This is a genomic window from Oceanobacter sp. 1_MG-2023 (assembly GCF_030689025.1).
Taxonomy (GTDB): Bacteria; Pseudomonadota; Gammaproteobacteria; order Pseudomonadales; family Oceanobacteraceae; genus Oceanobacter.
In genome coordinates this window covers 1-17,276 of sequence record NZ_JAUYWA010000024.1, presented here as the reverse complement: position 1 = coordinate 17,276, position 17,276 = coordinate 1, and the positions used below count along the sequence as shown (strand labels likewise).

General features: G+C 52.1%; 14 protein-coding genes. 3 read left to right on the top strand and 11 right to left on the bottom strand.

Annotation, left to right across the window (positions count from 1 at the left end):
- Positions 1-210 precede the first annotated feature (210 nt).
- The 4 genes from Q8W22_RS13845 to Q8W22_RS13830 all read right to left on the bottom strand — a co-directional run bounded on the left by Q8W22_RS13845 (position 211) and on the right by Q8W22_RS13830 (position 7,069).
- Positions 211-1,887, bottom strand: a complete 1,677-nt coding sequence (locus tag Q8W22_RS13845) for an amidase (protein ID WP_305452741.1) — start codon at positions 1,885-1,887, stop codon at positions 211-213.
- A gap of 564 nt (positions 1,888-2,451) precedes the next feature.
- The gene (locus Q8W22_RS13840; protein WP_305452740.1) at positions 2,452-3,870 is read right to left on the bottom strand and encodes an efflux transporter outer membrane subunit; all 1,419 of its coding nucleotides are present in this window, start codon (positions 3,868-3,870) and stop codon (positions 2,452-2,454) included.
- A 27-nt stretch (positions 3,871-3,897) separates the two neighbouring features.
- Complete coding sequence (locus Q8W22_RS13835; RefSeq protein ID WP_303432722.1) at positions 3,898-5,913, bottom strand: MacB family efflux pump subunit; 2,016 nt, start codon at positions 5,911-5,913, stop codon at positions 3,898-3,900.
- Positions 5,849-7,069 carry an efflux RND transporter periplasmic adaptor subunit gene (locus Q8W22_RS13830; RefSeq protein WP_305452739.1) on the bottom strand — a complete coding sequence of 407 codons (1,221 nt, stop codon included), beginning with the start codon at positions 7,067-7,069 and terminating at the stop codon, positions 5,849-5,851. Before Q8W22_RS13830 ends, Q8W22_RS13835 begins: the two co-directional genes overlap by 65 nt.
- Before the next feature lie 288 nt (positions 7,070-7,357).
- Here Q8W22_RS13830 and hexR point away from each other — a divergent pair, with 288 nt between their 5' ends.
- On the top strand, positions 7,358-8,221 hold the full coding sequence (hexR, locus tag Q8W22_RS13825; RefSeq protein WP_303432725.1) for a transcriptional regulator HexR: 864 nt from the start codon (positions 7,358-7,360) through the stop codon (positions 8,219-8,221).
- A 39-nt stretch (positions 8,222-8,260) separates the two neighbouring features.
- Here hexR and Q8W22_RS13820 read toward each other — a convergent pair whose 3' ends face one another.
- Positions 8,261-9,067, bottom strand: coding sequence for a class I SAM-dependent methyltransferase (locus Q8W22_RS13820; RefSeq protein ID WP_305452738.1), 807 nt, complete (start codon positions 9,065-9,067; stop codon positions 8,261-8,263).
- 268 nt (positions 9,068-9,335) lie between these two features.
- The gene (locus Q8W22_RS13815; RefSeq protein WP_303432727.1) at positions 9,336-10,238 is read right to left on the bottom strand and encodes a DMT family transporter; all 903 of its coding nucleotides are present in this window, start codon (positions 10,236-10,238) and stop codon (positions 9,336-9,338) included.
- Between the two features lie 227 nt (positions 10,239-10,465).
- On the opposite strand from Q8W22_RS13815, the gene Q8W22_RS13810 reads away from it, so the two are divergent.
- Both Q8W22_RS13810 and Q8W22_RS13805 read left to right on the top strand, forming a co-directional pair.
- Complete coding sequence (locus Q8W22_RS13810) at positions 10,466-11,737, top strand: ATP-binding protein (protein WP_305414295.1); 1,272 nt, start codon at positions 10,466-10,468, stop codon at positions 11,735-11,737.
- Positions 11,734-12,285: a response regulator transcription factor gene (locus Q8W22_RS13805; RefSeq protein ID WP_303432730.1), complete on the top strand. Its 552-nt coding sequence runs from the start codon at positions 11,734-11,736 to the stop codon at positions 12,283-12,285. Before Q8W22_RS13810 ends, Q8W22_RS13805 begins: the two co-directional genes overlap by 4 nt.
- 20 nt (positions 12,286-12,305) lie before the next feature.
- On the opposite strand, the gene Q8W22_RS13800 is transcribed toward Q8W22_RS13805, so the two are convergent.
- The 5 genes from Q8W22_RS13800 to Q8W22_RS13780 form a co-directional block, all read right to left on the bottom strand.
- Positions 12,306-13,061, bottom strand: coding sequence for an ABC transporter substrate-binding protein (locus Q8W22_RS13800; protein WP_305452734.1), 756 nt, complete (start codon positions 13,059-13,061; stop codon positions 12,306-12,308).
- Between the two features lie 525 nt (positions 13,062-13,586).
- Positions 13,587-14,240: an energy-coupling factor ABC transporter permease gene (locus Q8W22_RS13795; RefSeq protein ID WP_303432733.1), complete on the bottom strand. Its 654-nt coding sequence runs from the start codon at positions 14,238-14,240 to the stop codon at positions 13,587-13,589.
- Positions 14,241-14,261: 21 nt separating this feature from the next.
- Positions 14,262-14,720, bottom strand: coding sequence for a ribosomal protein S18-alanine N-acetyltransferase (gene rimI, locus Q8W22_RS13790; RefSeq protein ID WP_305452733.1), 459 nt, complete (start codon positions 14,718-14,720; stop codon positions 14,262-14,264).
- A complete protein-coding gene (locus tag Q8W22_RS13785; protein WP_305452732.1) occupies positions 14,717-15,520 on the bottom strand; it encodes a hypothetical protein in 804 nt (267 codons plus the stop codon). Before Q8W22_RS13785 ends, rimI begins: the two co-directional genes overlap by 4 nt.
- Positions 15,521-15,525: 5 nt before the next feature.
- A complete protein-coding gene (locus Q8W22_RS13780; protein ID WP_303432737.1) occupies positions 15,526-17,076 on the bottom strand; it encodes a 2-isopropylmalate synthase in 1,551 nt (516 codons plus the stop codon).
- Between the last annotated feature and the right edge of the window lie 200 nt (positions 17,077-17,276).

Here is a 17,276-nt window from a genome sequence, read left to right as displayed (position 1 = left end):
AAGATTTAAAAATATAAATTTCAAGACGACTCAACTGCGAGGAAAATTCACTGACAGAATAAAATAAAAAACACCTGAATACAGTCGAAGGGAAATTCAGGACTTATAATGCAAGCGAACTTGCATCAGTCCAGGATATTCACTTCTTCCATATTCAGACGTTCTTTTCAAGCGGACTCTATGAGTTATTATTATTGAATCAGTCTATTCTTATTGCTCAGTCGTCAGCTCTGGCGTATTAACAGGAGCCTGGCGAGGGTTAACCTGTTCCTGATAGCTGTATGCCAGTTTAATCAGAGTGGCCTCATCAAATTCCCGACCCAACATTTCCATACCAATAGGCATTGCAGGATCATCATCCGTCATACCAGCAGGCATGCTCAACGCAGGGAACAAAGAGAACGGGCTCAGACGGTTATTTCGTCCAGCACTCGGTGAACCACCCAAGTCTCCGGCTTCACCGGTCAAGCTTGGGTACAGTAATACGTCATACGCTTCGCCCAGGCTGTTACCTTCGTCATCCACATTGTTCAATGCTTTTAACAAGCTGGTACGGACAACAACAGGCCGCTCAACTGTGTTCAGGGTATACACTTCTTGCTGTTCGTCTGTCAGGTTATCCAGATCAATCGTGCCACGATATTCCAGTGAGGACTTGTAGTTCTCAAGGTAGCCATTGCTGTCGATCAGTCCTTGATAGGTTGTAATGTGCCCATCAACCGACGTGGTCCAGCTGTTCAGGTAGCTGACCAGGTCGTGCTGGAACTCATAGCTGGACATGGAGGCGTAGTCATAAAGAATCGACTCCAGGTTATCAATGGTCACTTCTTCAACCGTGGCTCCAGCCGCTTCCATCGCTGCAATCGCACTGTCCATCAGAGCGTTGACGTTTTCGTTATCGCCGAACAAGTCACGATCGATGGCAATACGAGCGCCATTCAGACCATCAGCATCCAGGTAGTCGGTATAGGTTTCCGGCACACCCGTCACTGACAGGTATTCTTCTTCACTGCTAATGGCAGCCGCATCAATTTCAAAGCTGACGCGCTGATTGGCATATTCAGAATCATCAAACCCAACCATGACATCCATCATCAAGGCACAATCTTCAACAGTACGGCAGATCGGGCCACCGGTATCCTGCCAGGAAGCCAATGGCATGATGCCGTCCTGGCTGACCAAGCGCATGGATGGGCGAATACCGACCAGGCCACCCAGGCTGGCAGGTACCCGGATAGACCCTCCCGTATCACTGCCTGTCCCTACCATTGCCAAGCTGGATGCAATGGCAGCACCGGTACCACTGGATGAGCCACCCGCACCTTTGGTTTGGTCATACGCGTTTTTAACCAGGCCTCGGACCGAGCTTTCGCCCGTATATCCAAAGGCAAACTCATCCATATTGGCCTTGCCCAGAACAATAGCACCGGCGTCACGCATCTTGCCAATGGTGTAAGCATCACTGACGGGACGGTTATACTGGAATGCCAATGCGCCACCAGTGGTTGGCATTTCAGCAGTATTAAAGTTGTCTTTTGGCAAAACAGGAACACAATAAAGGGAGCCATCAATACCATCGTCTTCAAATGCCAGATCTTTTGCACGAGCTTCATCAAGAGCAGATGAGTTAATCGCAATGACACTGTTCAATTCAACATCGGTACCTTCATCGTCATAGGTATTAATACGTTCAATATACCCTTCAACGACTTCTTCACAGGTAATACCGCCAGTAGCAAGAGAAGTATGCAAACTTTCGATGGTCGCTTCAGTAAATGAAAAAGCAACCGGAACCACCTCATCATCATGGCTGTCAGATCCATCACAGCCGCTAAGAATTACTGAAAAGGTAAGTACCGCACCAGCCAATTTTTTCATTTGGAACATAAATATCTCCGCAATTGTTTTTGTATTCCCTTCTGTATTGGCACTCGCCAATAATATCCTTCTGGCCGATCTATAATCATTTATCGTGCCACACCGATCATCTCTAAAAAAAATGTCGATTTTGTCGAAAATAAAATGGCGAACGTAATTTGAATAACAAAAAAAACACAGAAAAAACTATTTTCACAAATAAAAACATGGCCCCGCATTTGAAATCATGATGCTTATACGTTATCAGGGCCGTCGTTTACTATAATGCTTGACTCAATATACCCATACTTTATTTGATGACTTTATTTTGGTGCGATAAAAATTCTATCGCACATTATTATGGCACCTCCCAGCACCTGTTTTTGGAAAGTTGAAATCACTACCATCACCTCGAGTCATGACCCCAACAGCCAAGCAGTCACAGAAACCAAAGTGAATATGTAACCGAGCATCCGATTCAGTTGTCAGGAATAAATAGAGGGAGGAGGGGAAGAAAAGAGAAAAGGTGAGAAAGGGGAAAAGGTAAGAAAGGGAGAACTCGATGAATCTTGAGGCGCCGCTGGCGGCGCCCTTTCACTGAGCACTATAAAAAGAGGGAGTCTCATCCAATGAGACAGCGCCCTCCAGGGCCGGGGCAACACCAAAGGCAACATACAGCTCGACCAAGGCCTGGATATGTTTCTGGCGCTGCACCACCAAGCTGTCTCTGGCGTTGAAGAAAGTGCGCTGGGCATTAAGCAAATCGGAAAAGTCCGTATCGCCATATTGGTAACGAATGTCAGCCAGTGCCAGCAACTCCTGATTATTTTCCAGGGTATCAACCGCAAGTTCAGTCTGCTGACGCTCATAATCAACCGCTTCCATGGCATCCAGTGTTTCTTGCATGGCATCGATAACAATACGGCGGTATTCCAACCGGGCAACGGCTTCTTCTACTTCGGCCTCAGCTACCGCCGCAGCCTTGCTGCCTGCATCAAACAGCGTGACCGACAAGGCTTCTGTCAGACTCAAGGTCCAGTTCCCGGCCAAGGACATTAAATCCGCTGGTGACAACCCGGCACTGAGGCTAAGACTGGGCCAGCGATCACTTTCGGCCAGATAAATATCTTGATGACGTTGGCGCAATGCCAACTCCGACGCGACGATATCCGGCCTTTGGGTTAACAGCTCAGCGGGCTGCACACTCGCCACCCGTGGAATCTGCAATTGGTCAAAATGTTCGTCACCCAGATGAATTTGCAGATTGGATCGGCCCAGCAAAGCTGCCAACGCTCGTTGATTGGCCGCCAGCTGTTGCTGTAACGACACCGCACTACCCAGTAATGACAAGGTGGTATTACGTTGTTGCGCCATTTCGATGCCACTGGCATCACCGGCATCAAAACGGATCTGTACCAGTGACTCCATTTCCCGGCTGGCTTGCAGATTCTGCTGCGCCAGCTGTAAGCGAGCCTTGGTTGATAGCCAGTCCAGGTATTGCGTTACCAGATTACTCTGTAGCGTGATGCGGGCACTGGCCAGGTCCACTTCTGCGGCCACTACGTCCAGCTCTGCCTGTTCGATCAATGTCCCCCGCCGCTGCCATAAGTCAACGGTGTAGCTGGCTGACAGATTCAATCCCGTACTGTTACTGCGTCCACTGGCATCATTCAATGCCTGCTTCTGACTGGCAGAGGCGCTGGCAGACAGTGTCGGCCAGCGATCGGCATTTTCGCCATCCAGTGCAGCGCTGGCTTTGCTTATACGCAGCAAGGCCTGACGCACATCGATATTATCCAGTTGCGCTTCAGCCATCAGCCGGTTCAGCTGCGGTGAACCTAACTGTGCCCACCACTGATGTTGTAATTGCCCGACGTGCAAGGCCTGCTTGGTCTGTTGTGCATTGGCTGCCATATCAGGTAATGCCACGACTTCCGGCTCAAACCGCTGTGGCCCGGCGCAACCACCAGCCGCCAGCATCGCAGCCAGAGCGGTAATTTTCATGGCCATCATGTATGACCCCGAATGCAATCTACTCACTTAATCCTCCGCCAATGCGTCAATCGGGTTCAAACGGGAAGCCTTGCGTGCCGGAGCATGACCAAACACCAGCCCGACCAGCAGCGCCGACGCAAATGCCATCAATGGCGGTGCCCAGGAAAAGGCCACGGCAACATTCATTTGTCCCATGATCAAAGCGATAGAGCCGCCCAGCATCAACCCCACAACCCCGCCCAGACAGCAGACCACCAATGCTTCAATATTGAACTGTTGCAGAATGTCACTGGGTTTGGCCCCGGTAGCGATCCGCAAGCCGATTTCCCGTCGACGTTCCGACACACTGACCAGCATGATATTCATCACCCCGATACCACCAACAAATAACGAAATAGCCGCAACAGAGCCTAACAACCAGGTCAGGGTATCCTGGGTTTCTGAAATGGCTTCAATCAGGGAGGCGGTGTTACGTACGGTGAAATCTTCACTGCCATGCCGGGCAGTCAGGAGTTGGGTGACTTCGGCTTCGACCTGATCAATGCTGTCGGTGTCCTCAACCTTGACGGTAATGGAGCTCAGGTATTCACGGCCAAAAATCCGCACCATACCGGTCGAGAGCGGCACCAGCACCTCTTCATCCATGTCATTACCTCCGGCCGTAGCCCCTTTGGCCTCCAGCACGCCGACAATCAGATACATGCCATTTTTCATAAACACGTATTGGCCAATCGGGTTTTCGCCATTCACAAACAGTTGATCCACAATGGTTTGCCCAACCACCAGCAGTGGAGCCAGTGAATCCATATCCGCACTGGTAAAGAAGGTGCCTTGCGATAACTGCCAATCTTTCACCCGCAGGTAGTCTTCCGTGGTTGCCCGGATACGCCCGGAATAATCACGATTGCCAAAACGGATGGTGGCATTGGAATTACGCTCTGGAGAGACCACTTCGACACCGGGCAATTCAGCCAATAGCGCAGCATCCTCACGGCTCAGCGTGGCAGTAGCACCCGAGTTGCGATTATTGGCACCGCCGGGGCGAATCAGTAACAGATTGGTGCCCATCGATTCAATACGATCCAGCACTTGCTGTTTGCCCCCTTCACCAATGGCCATCATGGCCACTACGGCAGCGACGCCAATCACAATGCCCAACAAGGTCAGCAGCGTACGAAACCAGTTGTTTTTTAATGATTGTAACGCCGTCATCACCGATACCAGTGCACTGACCGAAGGGTATGACTGCAGAGGTGGTGGATTGACGGTCTCAGGGACTGGTGTTGGTGAATGATTCTCTTCATCACTGTCTGACAGAATGCGGCCATCGTGGATCTGGATCTGACGTCTGGCCGCTGCGGCAACCTCGGCATCATGGGTAATCAGAATCACTGTCACCCCTTCAGCATTCAGCTGACGGAGCATGTCCAGCACCTGGACACCGGTTGCACTATCCAGAGCACCGGTGGGTTCATCTGCCAGAATCACATCTGCGCCGTTGATCATCGCCCGGGCGATGGAAACTCGCTGTTGCTGTCCGCCCGATAGCTCCGCCGGGGTGTGCTGCATACGCTCGGCCACGCCAAGCTTATCGAGTAATGCTGCCGCGCGCTGGTGACGGGCCTCTTTCGGGGTGTGGGCATACACGGACGGCAAGGCGACGTTTTCCTGGGCAGTCAGGTTGGCCAACAACTGATAACGCTGAAAAACAAAGCCAAAGGTTTTGAGTCGCAATGCAGCCAGTTGATCGGGAGACAGACTGTTTACATCATGTCCATTAACCCGATATTCACCCGAGGTTGGATGATCAAGGCAGCCGAGAATATTCATCAGTGTTGATTTGCCCGATCCGGATTGCCCCATCACCGCAACAAATTCACCACGCCGAATGGTCAGGCTGACGTTATCCAATGCTTTGACGACAACATCTCCAGCCTGGTAATAGCGGCATACGCCACGCAATGAGATCAATTCATGCTGTGGTCTGGTATTGGGTTCAGCCACCACGTCGGCCTCCCATGCCGCCACCCATACCACCACCGGGAGGGCCTGGACGGTCATTACCAGTCATGCTTCTCGCCTCTGTGGTGGTCTGTTTTTGTTGGCTGCCGGTAATTAACAGCGCGCCTTCGTCCAGACCAGAACGAATTTCGGCATGAGTACGGCTCTGAACCCCTAATTCAACCGGCACACGTTCGACACCATTGGCACCGGCAACCCGGGCAAATGCGCCATTACGGCCGTTACGAATGGCCGCTACAGGCGCAACCAGCACATGACTGGCCGCCCCTTCAACAAAAAACACCTTGGTGGTCATCGAGTCCATCAAATGGCCATTATCATTAGCCACATCCACCAGCACCTGATACAACACAACATCATTCACTTCTTCCGGTGTTGGCAAGATCTGCCGGACGGTCGACCAGCGGTAGCGATTGGGATTCCCCAGGGTAGCGAATTTGACGTCCATACCACGGCGAAGCTTGGGAACGTCTGCTTCCGATACTTCAGCGCGTAGTGTCATCACTGACAGATCCGATATTTGCAGTACGGTCGGGGCACTGTTCGTGGCATTCAAGGTCTGGCCTTCGCGCACATCAATACTGGCGATGGTGCCATCGATCGGGGCATAGATCCGGGTGTAACCCAGCGAAACCTTATCGGCTTCCAGTGCCGCGGCATTTGCTTTGATTTCGGCTTTCTGGGCGGTTATTTTGGCTTTGAGTATTTTCACATTGGTGCGGCTTTCAAACAGCGCGTCTTCGCTGATCGCCTTGCGGGCGTACAGCCCTTCGTTACGCTTCAGCCGTAACATTTCCAATTCCAGCTCGGCTTCCTGTTGCGTCAACTGGGCTTTCAGGTTTTCCAGCCCGGCTTCCGCCGTTTGTACATTCAGTTCAAATACCGAGGCGTCAATTTCTGCCAATAACTGGCCTTTCTTGACCACTTCACCTTCTTCAACCATCAAGTGTTTGATCTGGCCGGATACCTGGGCACCAACTTCAACGTAATTTTTGGGTTCCAGCGTGCCGGTAGCTGCGACACTCTGCTCAATATCACCATAACGCAGCGGTTCAACCAACCAGTCTTGTGATTCATCGTTTTCGACCAGTAGCCACCAGTAGGCAGCAGCCCCTAGCAAACAGCCCAGAACAACGACCCACAGCAACAGAGAGAGCCAACGCCGGGGGCGTGAGGTGGTGGTGAATTGCGTCATCCGTTGCGATTTCCTTAACTGTTTATGTATTCATAAGTCCGACAATCTTGCACCTGATACCGGGCTACGCGATTAAACACAAAATAATAATTAAATTGATTGTTATTTGCATTAATTTGCACTTCATTATTTTACCGAACATTCGGAAAAACAATGCACTGCACCGGCCCTCCGTAGTGACTCACTGGTCTTGCCAGTCAGGCAAAGGTATAGTCTGGATTCTTCGCCGATGTCGTAAAATAACAACCGATCCATACCATTGCGCGTCCCTGTGTCCTTGCTACGAGGTTGGCTATGAGTCTTCTTGATCAAATCGGTGAGCAGTTGGAAAGCCTGAACAAGTCCGAACGCAAGGTCGCTGAAGTCATTCTTCAGGACCCCAAAAGCGCGACTCGCATGAGCATTTCAACACTGGCCAATGCATCGCTGGTCAGTGAACCTACCGTGAACCGCTTTTGCCGTAATTTCGAAACGTCCGGTTTCCCGGATTTCAAAATCCAGCTGGCTCAAAGCCTGGCAACCGGTACACCGTACGTCAGTCGCGATGTCGAGCAAGACGACAATACCGAGGAATACACCGACAAAATATTCACCTCGACCATTGCTGCGATGGAAAATGCGCGCAAGCATGTGAATTTGATGGCGATCGAAAAAGCCGTGGACATACTGATCCAGGCCAAGCAGATTGCATTTTTTGGTCTCGGTGCCTCAGGCCCGGTCGCGATGGATGCACAGCACAAGTTTTTCCGCTTCAATTTACCGGTGATGGCTTACGATGATGTGATGATGATGCGTATGGTCGCCGCAGCGGCTCATACTGGTGATGTGATTGTGGCGATTTCCTATACCGGCCGTACCCGTGACATGGTGGATATCGCCCGCATTGCCCGCAGCAATGGTGCCAGCGTGATTGGTCTCACTGCCGACCAGTCGCCACTGGCGGCTTCCAGTAGTGTGCACCTGTCCTTCCCGACCCCGGAAGACACGGATAAATACATGCCCATGACGTCACGGATTGTACAGCTGGTGTTACTGGATGTGCTGGCTACTGGCGTTACCTTGCGCCGGGGCGTCGACTTCCATGCGCACTTGAAGAAGATCAAGGATAGCCTGAAAGCAACCCGCTACCCCGACCTGCCCACTCAACCCTGACACCTGTCCAGCGAATAATCCCCTTGCCGTATCCTTTAACTAACGCAGTACCGGTTTGATAAATTTCAGTGTCATGCGGTCGCTTTCCCCTATCTCCTGATAACGGTCGCGATCCTGATCACCCAGCCGGTATGACGGTGGCAAGGTCCAGACACCTCTGGGGTGACGGGTCGTATCGGCCGGATTGGCGTTGACTTCGCTGCTGGCAGCCAGTGTAAAGCCAACCTGTTGCGCCATACGAATTACATACGCCTGGTTCATATAGCCGCTGCTCTGCTGATCAGCCAGTGGCCGGTCGGCAGCCAATCGATGCTCGACAACTCCCAGAATACCACCGGGTTTCAGCGCCCGATAAAACGTCTCGAAAGCCGCCACTACCTGTTTATCACCACCCCGCATATACCAGTTGTGTACATTCCGGAAACTCAGCACCCGATCAGCGCTGCCATCGGGTGCAATGGCGTGGTCACTGCCCGGGGCAAAGACCGTCAGGGTTGTGCTGCCAAATGCCCCCGGCTGGCTGGCCATTTTGGCCTCAAATCGCTCCCGGCTGTTGCGAAAATAGCCCACCGGGGAATCCGGATCAAAATGCGCCGCATAATACTGTCCTTGCTGAGCCAGAAATGGCCCCAGAATATCGGCATACCAGCCACCACCGGGCCATATTTCCACAACCGTCATATCGGCTTGTAGATCAAAAAAAGCCAGCGTCTCGGCAGGATGACGAAAGGCATCCCGCGGGCGATCATGCTGACGCACATCACTGGCCAGCACGGTGGCAAAATCCGCAGCGGACGCTGCTTTTACATCAGCCTGACTGACGGACACAACACTCGCCAGACTCACAACGATCAAACCATCCAGGCACCGGCGGCCCAACCTGAAAAACTGCTTTGCGTGATCCCGGACGGTATTGGCTTCTGACTGCATCGGTCGACATCCCTTGCTATCTATTCTCTGTTGTTGGCCAATCGAGGTTATCCTGGCACAACGGTGCGAATGCCACGGCGTCATGGCGACAGTATGATATCAGGGAGTTTACGGTTGGTTCACCCACACCCTGCCAGATCGCCCGCCGTCACCCGCTGAAATCATGCCTGGAGCACAGAGTCGGTCACTCACAACCCGCTCTGACAGGTACCAGCTTTTTGGCCATCTGGATAAGGTAACGCCACCGACTCACCAGCAAGGCCGTGAAAATCAGCCCGCAGCCCAACATTTGTATCGGCGACATACGTTCGGCAAACCAGAAAGCCGCCAGAAATGCTGTCCAGACCGGCTCCAGTACCATAATCAGGGCTGCGGAGCTGGATGCGGTCTTACCCTGCGCCCAGGTCTGCAGAAAAAATCGCACACATGTCGCAATCAATGTACTGGCTAACACCCATAGCCAGATATCAACGGTCTGCGGCAGTTGCCATTCTTCCAGGATCAGCGACAACGGCAGCGCAACCAATCCCACCATGGTCAACTGCACCGATGTCAGGGCAATCGCAGGAATTGTGGCCGCCGCCCGACTGGTCAGGACAAATGTCAGAGAAAACATGCAGGCCGCCGCCAGATAACAAAATTCACCAAGGCCAAACACAAAGTTTCCATCCAGTGACAAACACCCCAGCCCGGTTGCCGCCAGCGGCAACGATACCCAGGTAGTCGACGGCGGGCGATCGCCAAACAGCAACACCACCAGCGGCACCATCACCACCCCGAGACAGGTCAGAAAGGCCCCGACTCCCATGTGCTGACCATTCTGTAATCCCATGATCCAGAAAGCGATCGCCATGCCAAAGCAGGCCCCAGAGCGTAAAGCCCGCAGCCAGTCTGATGAACTCATGGCACGAATATCCTGGCTGCCCACCAGTCCCACGATCATCCCGGCACTGACAAAACGGATAAAAATAAACGCCAGTGGAGCCATGCCCGCCAAGGCTTCCTTGGAAAAAATCCAGCCAGCGGCAGCCAGCAAAGTCACCAACACCAAGGCCAGATCAGCCTTGACGGATCCCACTTTATTCATCACAAAAACTCCAAATACCACACTCTGTTGTACACAAATCTAAAATAGAGACGCACTGTACTCGCAAACGAAGGCAGATGATTGTGCCAATTGCGGGATAATGATGGGTGCAGACACCTCGATAGGCGCATGGCCATTCATATACACTGCGACCAAATAACGCAGGGCAGATCATCCCGGGTAGAATCAAGCCAGACAGAATCCCTTATACTGACGGCCGATAACCCTTGGACACCGCTTTATTCATGCGCTCGCTGGCTTCTCCCTCTTCCGGACTTAATCAGGTACTGCAGCGACTGGCCCTGCTGCAGCTGGCCATCGCAACGGTATGGCTGTTATTTCTGAGTTATCTGCACTCTCAAGGTGTCGCCAATCTGGAGGCTGCCTGGGTACTGCTGGCGCTGTATTTACCGCTGCAGGTCTTCAGTCAGTGGCAAGTCACTCAAGGGGCCATCCAGGACTGGCAACTGTTTTTACACCTGTCACTGGAGTGTCAGTTATTTACCGGACTGCTGTTTTTTACCGGTGGCGCCACCAATCCGCTCATTTCTTACTTTCTGGTACTGCTGGTGCTCGCCAGTTATGGCTTACCCTGGATACTGGCCATTTGGATGACAGCATTATGTGTCGCCGACTACAGTTTGCTCAGTATCTGGTATCAGCCGTTGTTATTGCACCATGGTCACGCGATGAGCAGCGTATCGCTGGTCGACTGGCACTTGTCGGGGATGTGGCTCACCTTTGTGCTCAGTGCGCTGATTCTGGTGACGCTGATTCCACAACTGATCCGAACCCGCCAGCGCCAGCAGCAGGAAATCCAGCAACTGCGGGAGCAACAGCTCAAAAACGAACAGCTGGTGGGGATCGGTACACTGGCTGCCGGTACTGCTCACGAAATGGGCACGCCATTGATGACCATGGGAATGCTGCTCGACGACCTGATCGATAGCCAGACCGCAGCAGAAATCGAACCGGATCTGTCCTTGCTGCGGGAGCAGGTGAATCGTTGCCAGCATTCGTTACAGGAACTGGCTCGACAGGGACGTGAAGCCCGTGATGCACGACAACAACTCGCCAGCGACTGGCTCGAAAGCCAGCTACAGCGCTGGCAACTAAGCCAGCCCAACGCGGTATGGCAGCCATTTGAACACCATGGCTCGGCGCTGATTCATACCTCCCCACTGCTGGACCAGGCGTTATTAAACCTGCTGAACAATGCTGCCGAAGCAGGCCAACAACCCATCGAACTCCAGGCCAGGGAACAACAAGGTTATTGGATGCTAGATATTATCCAGCCTGATCCCCATGCCGCCGCTTCCCTGAGCCGTTACTCACCATACAACAGCAGCAAGCAGACCGGGCTGGGGATTGGCCTGTACCTCAGTAACGCCAGCGTTGAGCAATTTGGCGGCAATATTGAACTACAAGCCCTGCCTGACGGTGGCAGCCGTTGCACGCTCAGCTTGCCGATTTCCTTTTTACCGGAGCCACAATCATGACCTCGACCCAGTCTCTTCCTCGCATACTGGTGATTGACGATGATCTGCATTTCAGCCAGGTCTTGTGCCGCAGTCTGGAGCGACAGGGATTCAGCGCCCGACCGGCACACAACAGCAATGAAGCACTGGCCGCTCAAACCAGTTTCCAGCCACAATGGGCGACTCTGGATTTACGGATGGAGCAAGAATCCGGCCTGACCCTGATTCCCCGATTACTGCAACAACAGCCAGAGCTGACCATCGTTATGCTCACCGGTTATGCCAGTATCGCGACAGCGGTAGAAGCCATCAAATTGGGTGCACACAATTACCTGCACAAGCCCGTTACCCTGCAAGAGCTGGTCGCTGCCTTCAAAGACAACAACAGCTCCCATCCAGTCGATAGCTGCAGCGAACCGGCACAGGTGATGTCAGTGGATCAATTAGAGTGGGAGCACATCCAGCGAGTGCTGAATGAACATGACGGCAATGTATCCGCAACCGCCAGGGCATTGAATATGCACCGCCGCACACTACAGCGAAAATTACAGAAGTACGCCCCCAGGTAATCCTGGGGAGATGGTCAATTTCAGAGGCCGTACTGATGTTCCAGTGCGGTAATGGTGCCGTCTTCCTTTAAGCTGCCAAGGGCATTTTGCAGGCTCTGGAGAATCTCGTCGTCTGTCTCGGTATTAAACGCCAAGTACACAGGGGACGATTTTAATTCCAGCGCTATCTTTAATTCATCCAGATCCCCAGCTTCGGAAGCCTTGTAGGGACCAGCCAACACATCGGTTACCCACAAATCAATCGAGCCATTCTGCAAGCGCAACGGATTGGCCATGTCATCGCTGGCAATGGATACATTCATGCCTTCAGAAACCATTTGGCCGGTAAACGCATCTCCCTTATAACCGCCAATCGTATATCGTCGGGCATCCGACAGCCGATTCAGCTTGATGCCCGAATCCCCTTTCGCCATCAATGCGACCTTCATGGTCGTAATCGGGCCGACCCACTTGAATACCGACTCCCGCTCTTCGGTACGTACCGTACAGAACAAACCGTGGTTAACGCGACGCTGGACACGATCCATACCATAGCTCCAGTTACGCAGCTTCATGCGGTATTCAATACCCGCCTTGGCAAAAGTGGCTCGTATGATGTCGGTGCATAAACCACCAATGTCTTCGGATTTATGGGCATACCCCTGCATCGTCATGCTCATGTTATAGGGCGGATACTGTTCTGTAAGTAAGGTGATTTTTTCAGCGGCTGGCGCTACACAAGAAAATACCGAGAGTATGATCCCTGCGACTATCCCCATCCGGTTTTGTCCAATCATAGATGTGCCTCTAATATCGGTTGTTTGATGCGATAATCTTTCTGAAACCAGGCCAGCTGATTCACTCTGAACCTTCTGAGTATGCCGAATACCAGTAGCCTGCTGATTTTTCTTCGCCTTGGCCCAAGACTGGTCAAGATCAAGGGGCAACCAGACGGTGCAAGGCAGCGACAAAGCGAGAAACAGAACAAGGGGAAATCAGCATTAACATTCGGCCGCAGCAACACAGCTGCCTAATTTCTGGCCAAACCCTGGCGTCATCTACTCTGTTACAACGCTTGGGATCCTGGTCGAGCCATTGGATATGGAAAATTACCGTACACCATAACGGTTCAATATTGCGGCGCGAGTCATACTTTTTTATTACAAATAGAACAATTTTCAGACCAAGTGTTTAGTAATTAATTGGTCATTATTTCATCAAAAATTGTAATGATTCTGGCTCGGCGAGCCATCAGGTGCGGGAATGAGGACGGTTGCCTACACAGCGGGGTGAACGGTTCGGGATGACTGTGCATCAACCATCTATTTGAAATAAGACTCTTCGTTAAAGGTACTTAGCCATTCGGTATGGAAAGCGACCATGCCAGAAATAAACATGCCATTCACCACTCCTTCCGGAAACATCATCAATGGCAAATAGCGCAAGTAGTCATGCCAGATCTTATCCGCCGTATAAGTACCACTGAGTGCATAAATGGCGCTTTGCAGAAGATCCAGAAAAGCATGGGTCACTCCGGCATTGAGAAAACCCGCGACAAGAATATAAATAAATGGATTATGGGGCAGGCGCAGGTACACCAGAGAATAAAAACCATAGGTAAAACCAATGGGCAGAGCCGTCTGAATCAGATAATGGTAGCCCAGTGTCTGCCATTCAAATTGCCCAGACAAGGCCAGCACCAGTTGCATCATGGCCGTTGCGACCAAGGCCAGACGCCAGCCCATCATCAGGGTTACAGACGTCAGTGCCAGTATATGAAAACCCAACCCTGGCAAAATACCGGCTTTCGCCTGCCAGAAAAGAACCATCACCAGTACGCTGCCAAAAAACAGGTGCTGGGCTGGACGATGCTCAATCAGTGCTGACCAACGATAACTATAAATACTCCAGCCCAACAGTCCAAGGCTGACCAATGACATCAACCCCAGTAGCCAGTCTGGTAGAGTCGGGCTCATGGTAATAGCTCCTGCTATCGATTATTGGAACAATTCCTGGCAATACATCAGAGCATCTTCCCGCCCGATCTTGGCTGGATAATAATTGCGCCGAACACCAATCTGGCAGAACCCCAGTTTTTCATAAACAGCAATTGCTGGCATATTGCTGGCACGTACTTCCAGAAACATGCGCTCATTCCCCTTGCTGCCAACGTCATCCAGCAACTGTTGTAATAATTGTTGGCCAAAGCCTCGCCCTTGATAGTCAGGATCAATTGCGATATCCAGCAACTCCGCCTCTCCCGCTATCTGAGTAACAACGGCAAAACCAATCAGGGTGCCATCCAGCTCCAGTCGCCACACCACATGCTCTTTACTCAGGTAGCGTAACATCACCTCACGACTCCAGGGATGAGACTGGCAACGCTGCTCAATGGCCATAACCGCTTCCAGATCATCCGGGCCAGCTGAGACAAGACAGGCACCATGACTATTCATTGTTGCTCCATGGGCAGATTTAATAATGCCAACCACAATTGTTTTTTCCGTTCGGCACAACTCATCACGGTAACGACGTCATCGTCCTGATAACAGCCAGGCACCTGAATTCGCGTCAGCCACTGCCGGGTATTACTGCCAAAACCAATAACATGGCGGCCGCCATGATGTACAAAAAATTGCCATTGCGCCCGTAATGCCTGTTCAGCTACCGCACTGCTCTGGTCTTCCTGGCCATGTTCGATAAAGGGCCAGCGAAAAGAAAGCGGACTGCCTTGCTCAGGTGACCACTTCATGCCAATCCCTACTTGCCAGGCAAACGCTTGCAGCGCCGGAAGCTGTTCCTGACGGTCACAGACCCAGATTGTGCCATTACCCGTCGCGATAAAATGTAACTCAAAACGAGGCGGTGTCAGATCAGCGACTACCAGTGGTTCAGCTACCGCTGTTTCTGGTTTAACCAGTGAATCAGGAGGAGAGGTTGGCAAGTCAGTCAAAGCGGTGGCTGCTGGCGCAACAGAGTCACGATTACTGACGACCGCAGCATCCACCGCCACACGTGTCGAGGTGTTGCCGCGATGATCCAGCAGTTCGGCAGCAAAGTGCCCACCTTCCGGGTGATCTTCCGCATTCCGGTAATTGGGCAAGTGGTCCACTGGCAGTTCACTACCATGTGGGCCATGTTGCTCACCAAGCCAGGGCAATAACTGACTTGGAGCGGCATGGGGAAGTTCATCTCTGGGTACCCAGACCGGAATCCCCATCGCTTTCAAATACTGACAGCGTACCGCTTCACGCATGAGAATCAGACACCGTCAGTTTGCGGATGTTGACGATCCAGTCCAGAGAAGAGCAAATTCAGTGCGTGAATATAGGCCTTGGCCGAAGCGACAACGATATCGGTATCGGCACCGCTACCATTAACAATACGGCCACCTTTTTCCAGGCGAACGGTGACTTCACCCTGGGAATCTGTGCCCTTGGTAATATTATTCACAGAGTACAACAGCAAATTGGCCCCGGACTCCACCACTTGTTCAATGGCTTTCAAGGCAGCATCCACTGGACCAGAACCTTCACTGGTACTGGAGTGTTCAATACCCTCCCGACTGACGACCAGAGACGTAACCGGCGTAGTACCTGTCGCGGAGCGGCTTTCCAGAGTTACCAGTTTGTAGATATCCGGTGCAGCATCCGCTGCCGCTTCGCTTACCAGTGCTTGTAAATCTTCGTCGAAAATTTCGTGTTTTTTATCCGCCAGATCTTTAAAACGGACAAAGGCCTCATTAAACGCCACATCCGAATCAAAGTTGATCCCCAGTTCTTCAAGACGACTGCGGAAAGCGGCACGGCCAGAATGTTTGCCCATAACCATTTTATTGGCACCCCAACCGACGTCTTCTGCTTTCATGATTTCATAGGTTTCACGATGCTTGAGAACGCCATCCTGGTGAATGCCCGACTCATGCGCAAATGCGTTGGCGCCCACAATGGCTTTGTTCGGCTGTACCGGGAAACCCGTGATAGATGAGACCAAACGGGAAGTCGGTACAATATGGCTGGTATCCAGACCGGTAGTGATATTAAACAGGTCCTGACGGGTACGGGTCGCCATAACGATTTCTTCCAGAGCCGCGTTACCTGCACGCTCACCCAGACCATTGATTGTGCACTCTACCTGGCGAGCACCATTGGCAACTGCAGCCAACGAGTTGGCAACCGCCAAACCCAGGTCGTTGTGACAATGCACGGAAAAGATCGCCTTGTCGGCGTTGGGAATACGCTGCAGCAAGGTCTTGATGGTAGCGCCGAATTCTTCAGGAATTGCATAACCAACCGTGTCTGGAATATTGATTGTACGTGCACCAGCATTAATGGCGGCCTCAATAATCCGGCAGAGAAAGTCGATCTCGGAACGCCCGGCATCTTCACAGGAGAACTCAACATCAGCTACCAGATTACGGGCTTTTTTCACCGCATATACGGCCTGCTCTACCACCTGGTCAGGCTGCATACGCAGCTTGTACTGCATATGAATGGGGGATGTTGCAATAAACGTGTGGATACGGGCACGCTCTGCTTTTTGTAGCGAAGCCGCAGCCCGTTCAATATCGTTATCTATCGCGCGGGCCAGGCTGCAAACAGTGCTTTCACGCACGGCCTGGGCAACCGCTTCAATTGAGGCAAAGTCTCCTGGGCTGGCGGCCGCAAAACCTGCTTCGATGACATCCACTCGCATTTTTTCCAGCGCTTTGCCGATGCGGACCTTTTCTTCTTTGGTCATGGACGCGCCGGGGCTCTGCTCGCCATCGCGCATAGTAGTATCAAATATGACCAAACGATCTGGCTGACTCATGGAAATCTCCCGAATAGGTACAACGTAACGGATCATTATACGATGCTATCGTACCTTCCGCACAGCCCAACCGTCGGTATCCGTTACCGGCTCAGTCCCCGGTTATTTATTCTCAGCGTCCGTCCTTGCTTTCTCACAGGCATAAAAAAACCCCGCCCTGCATAACAGGACGGGGTATTTCGTTTAAGAGCTTGACGATG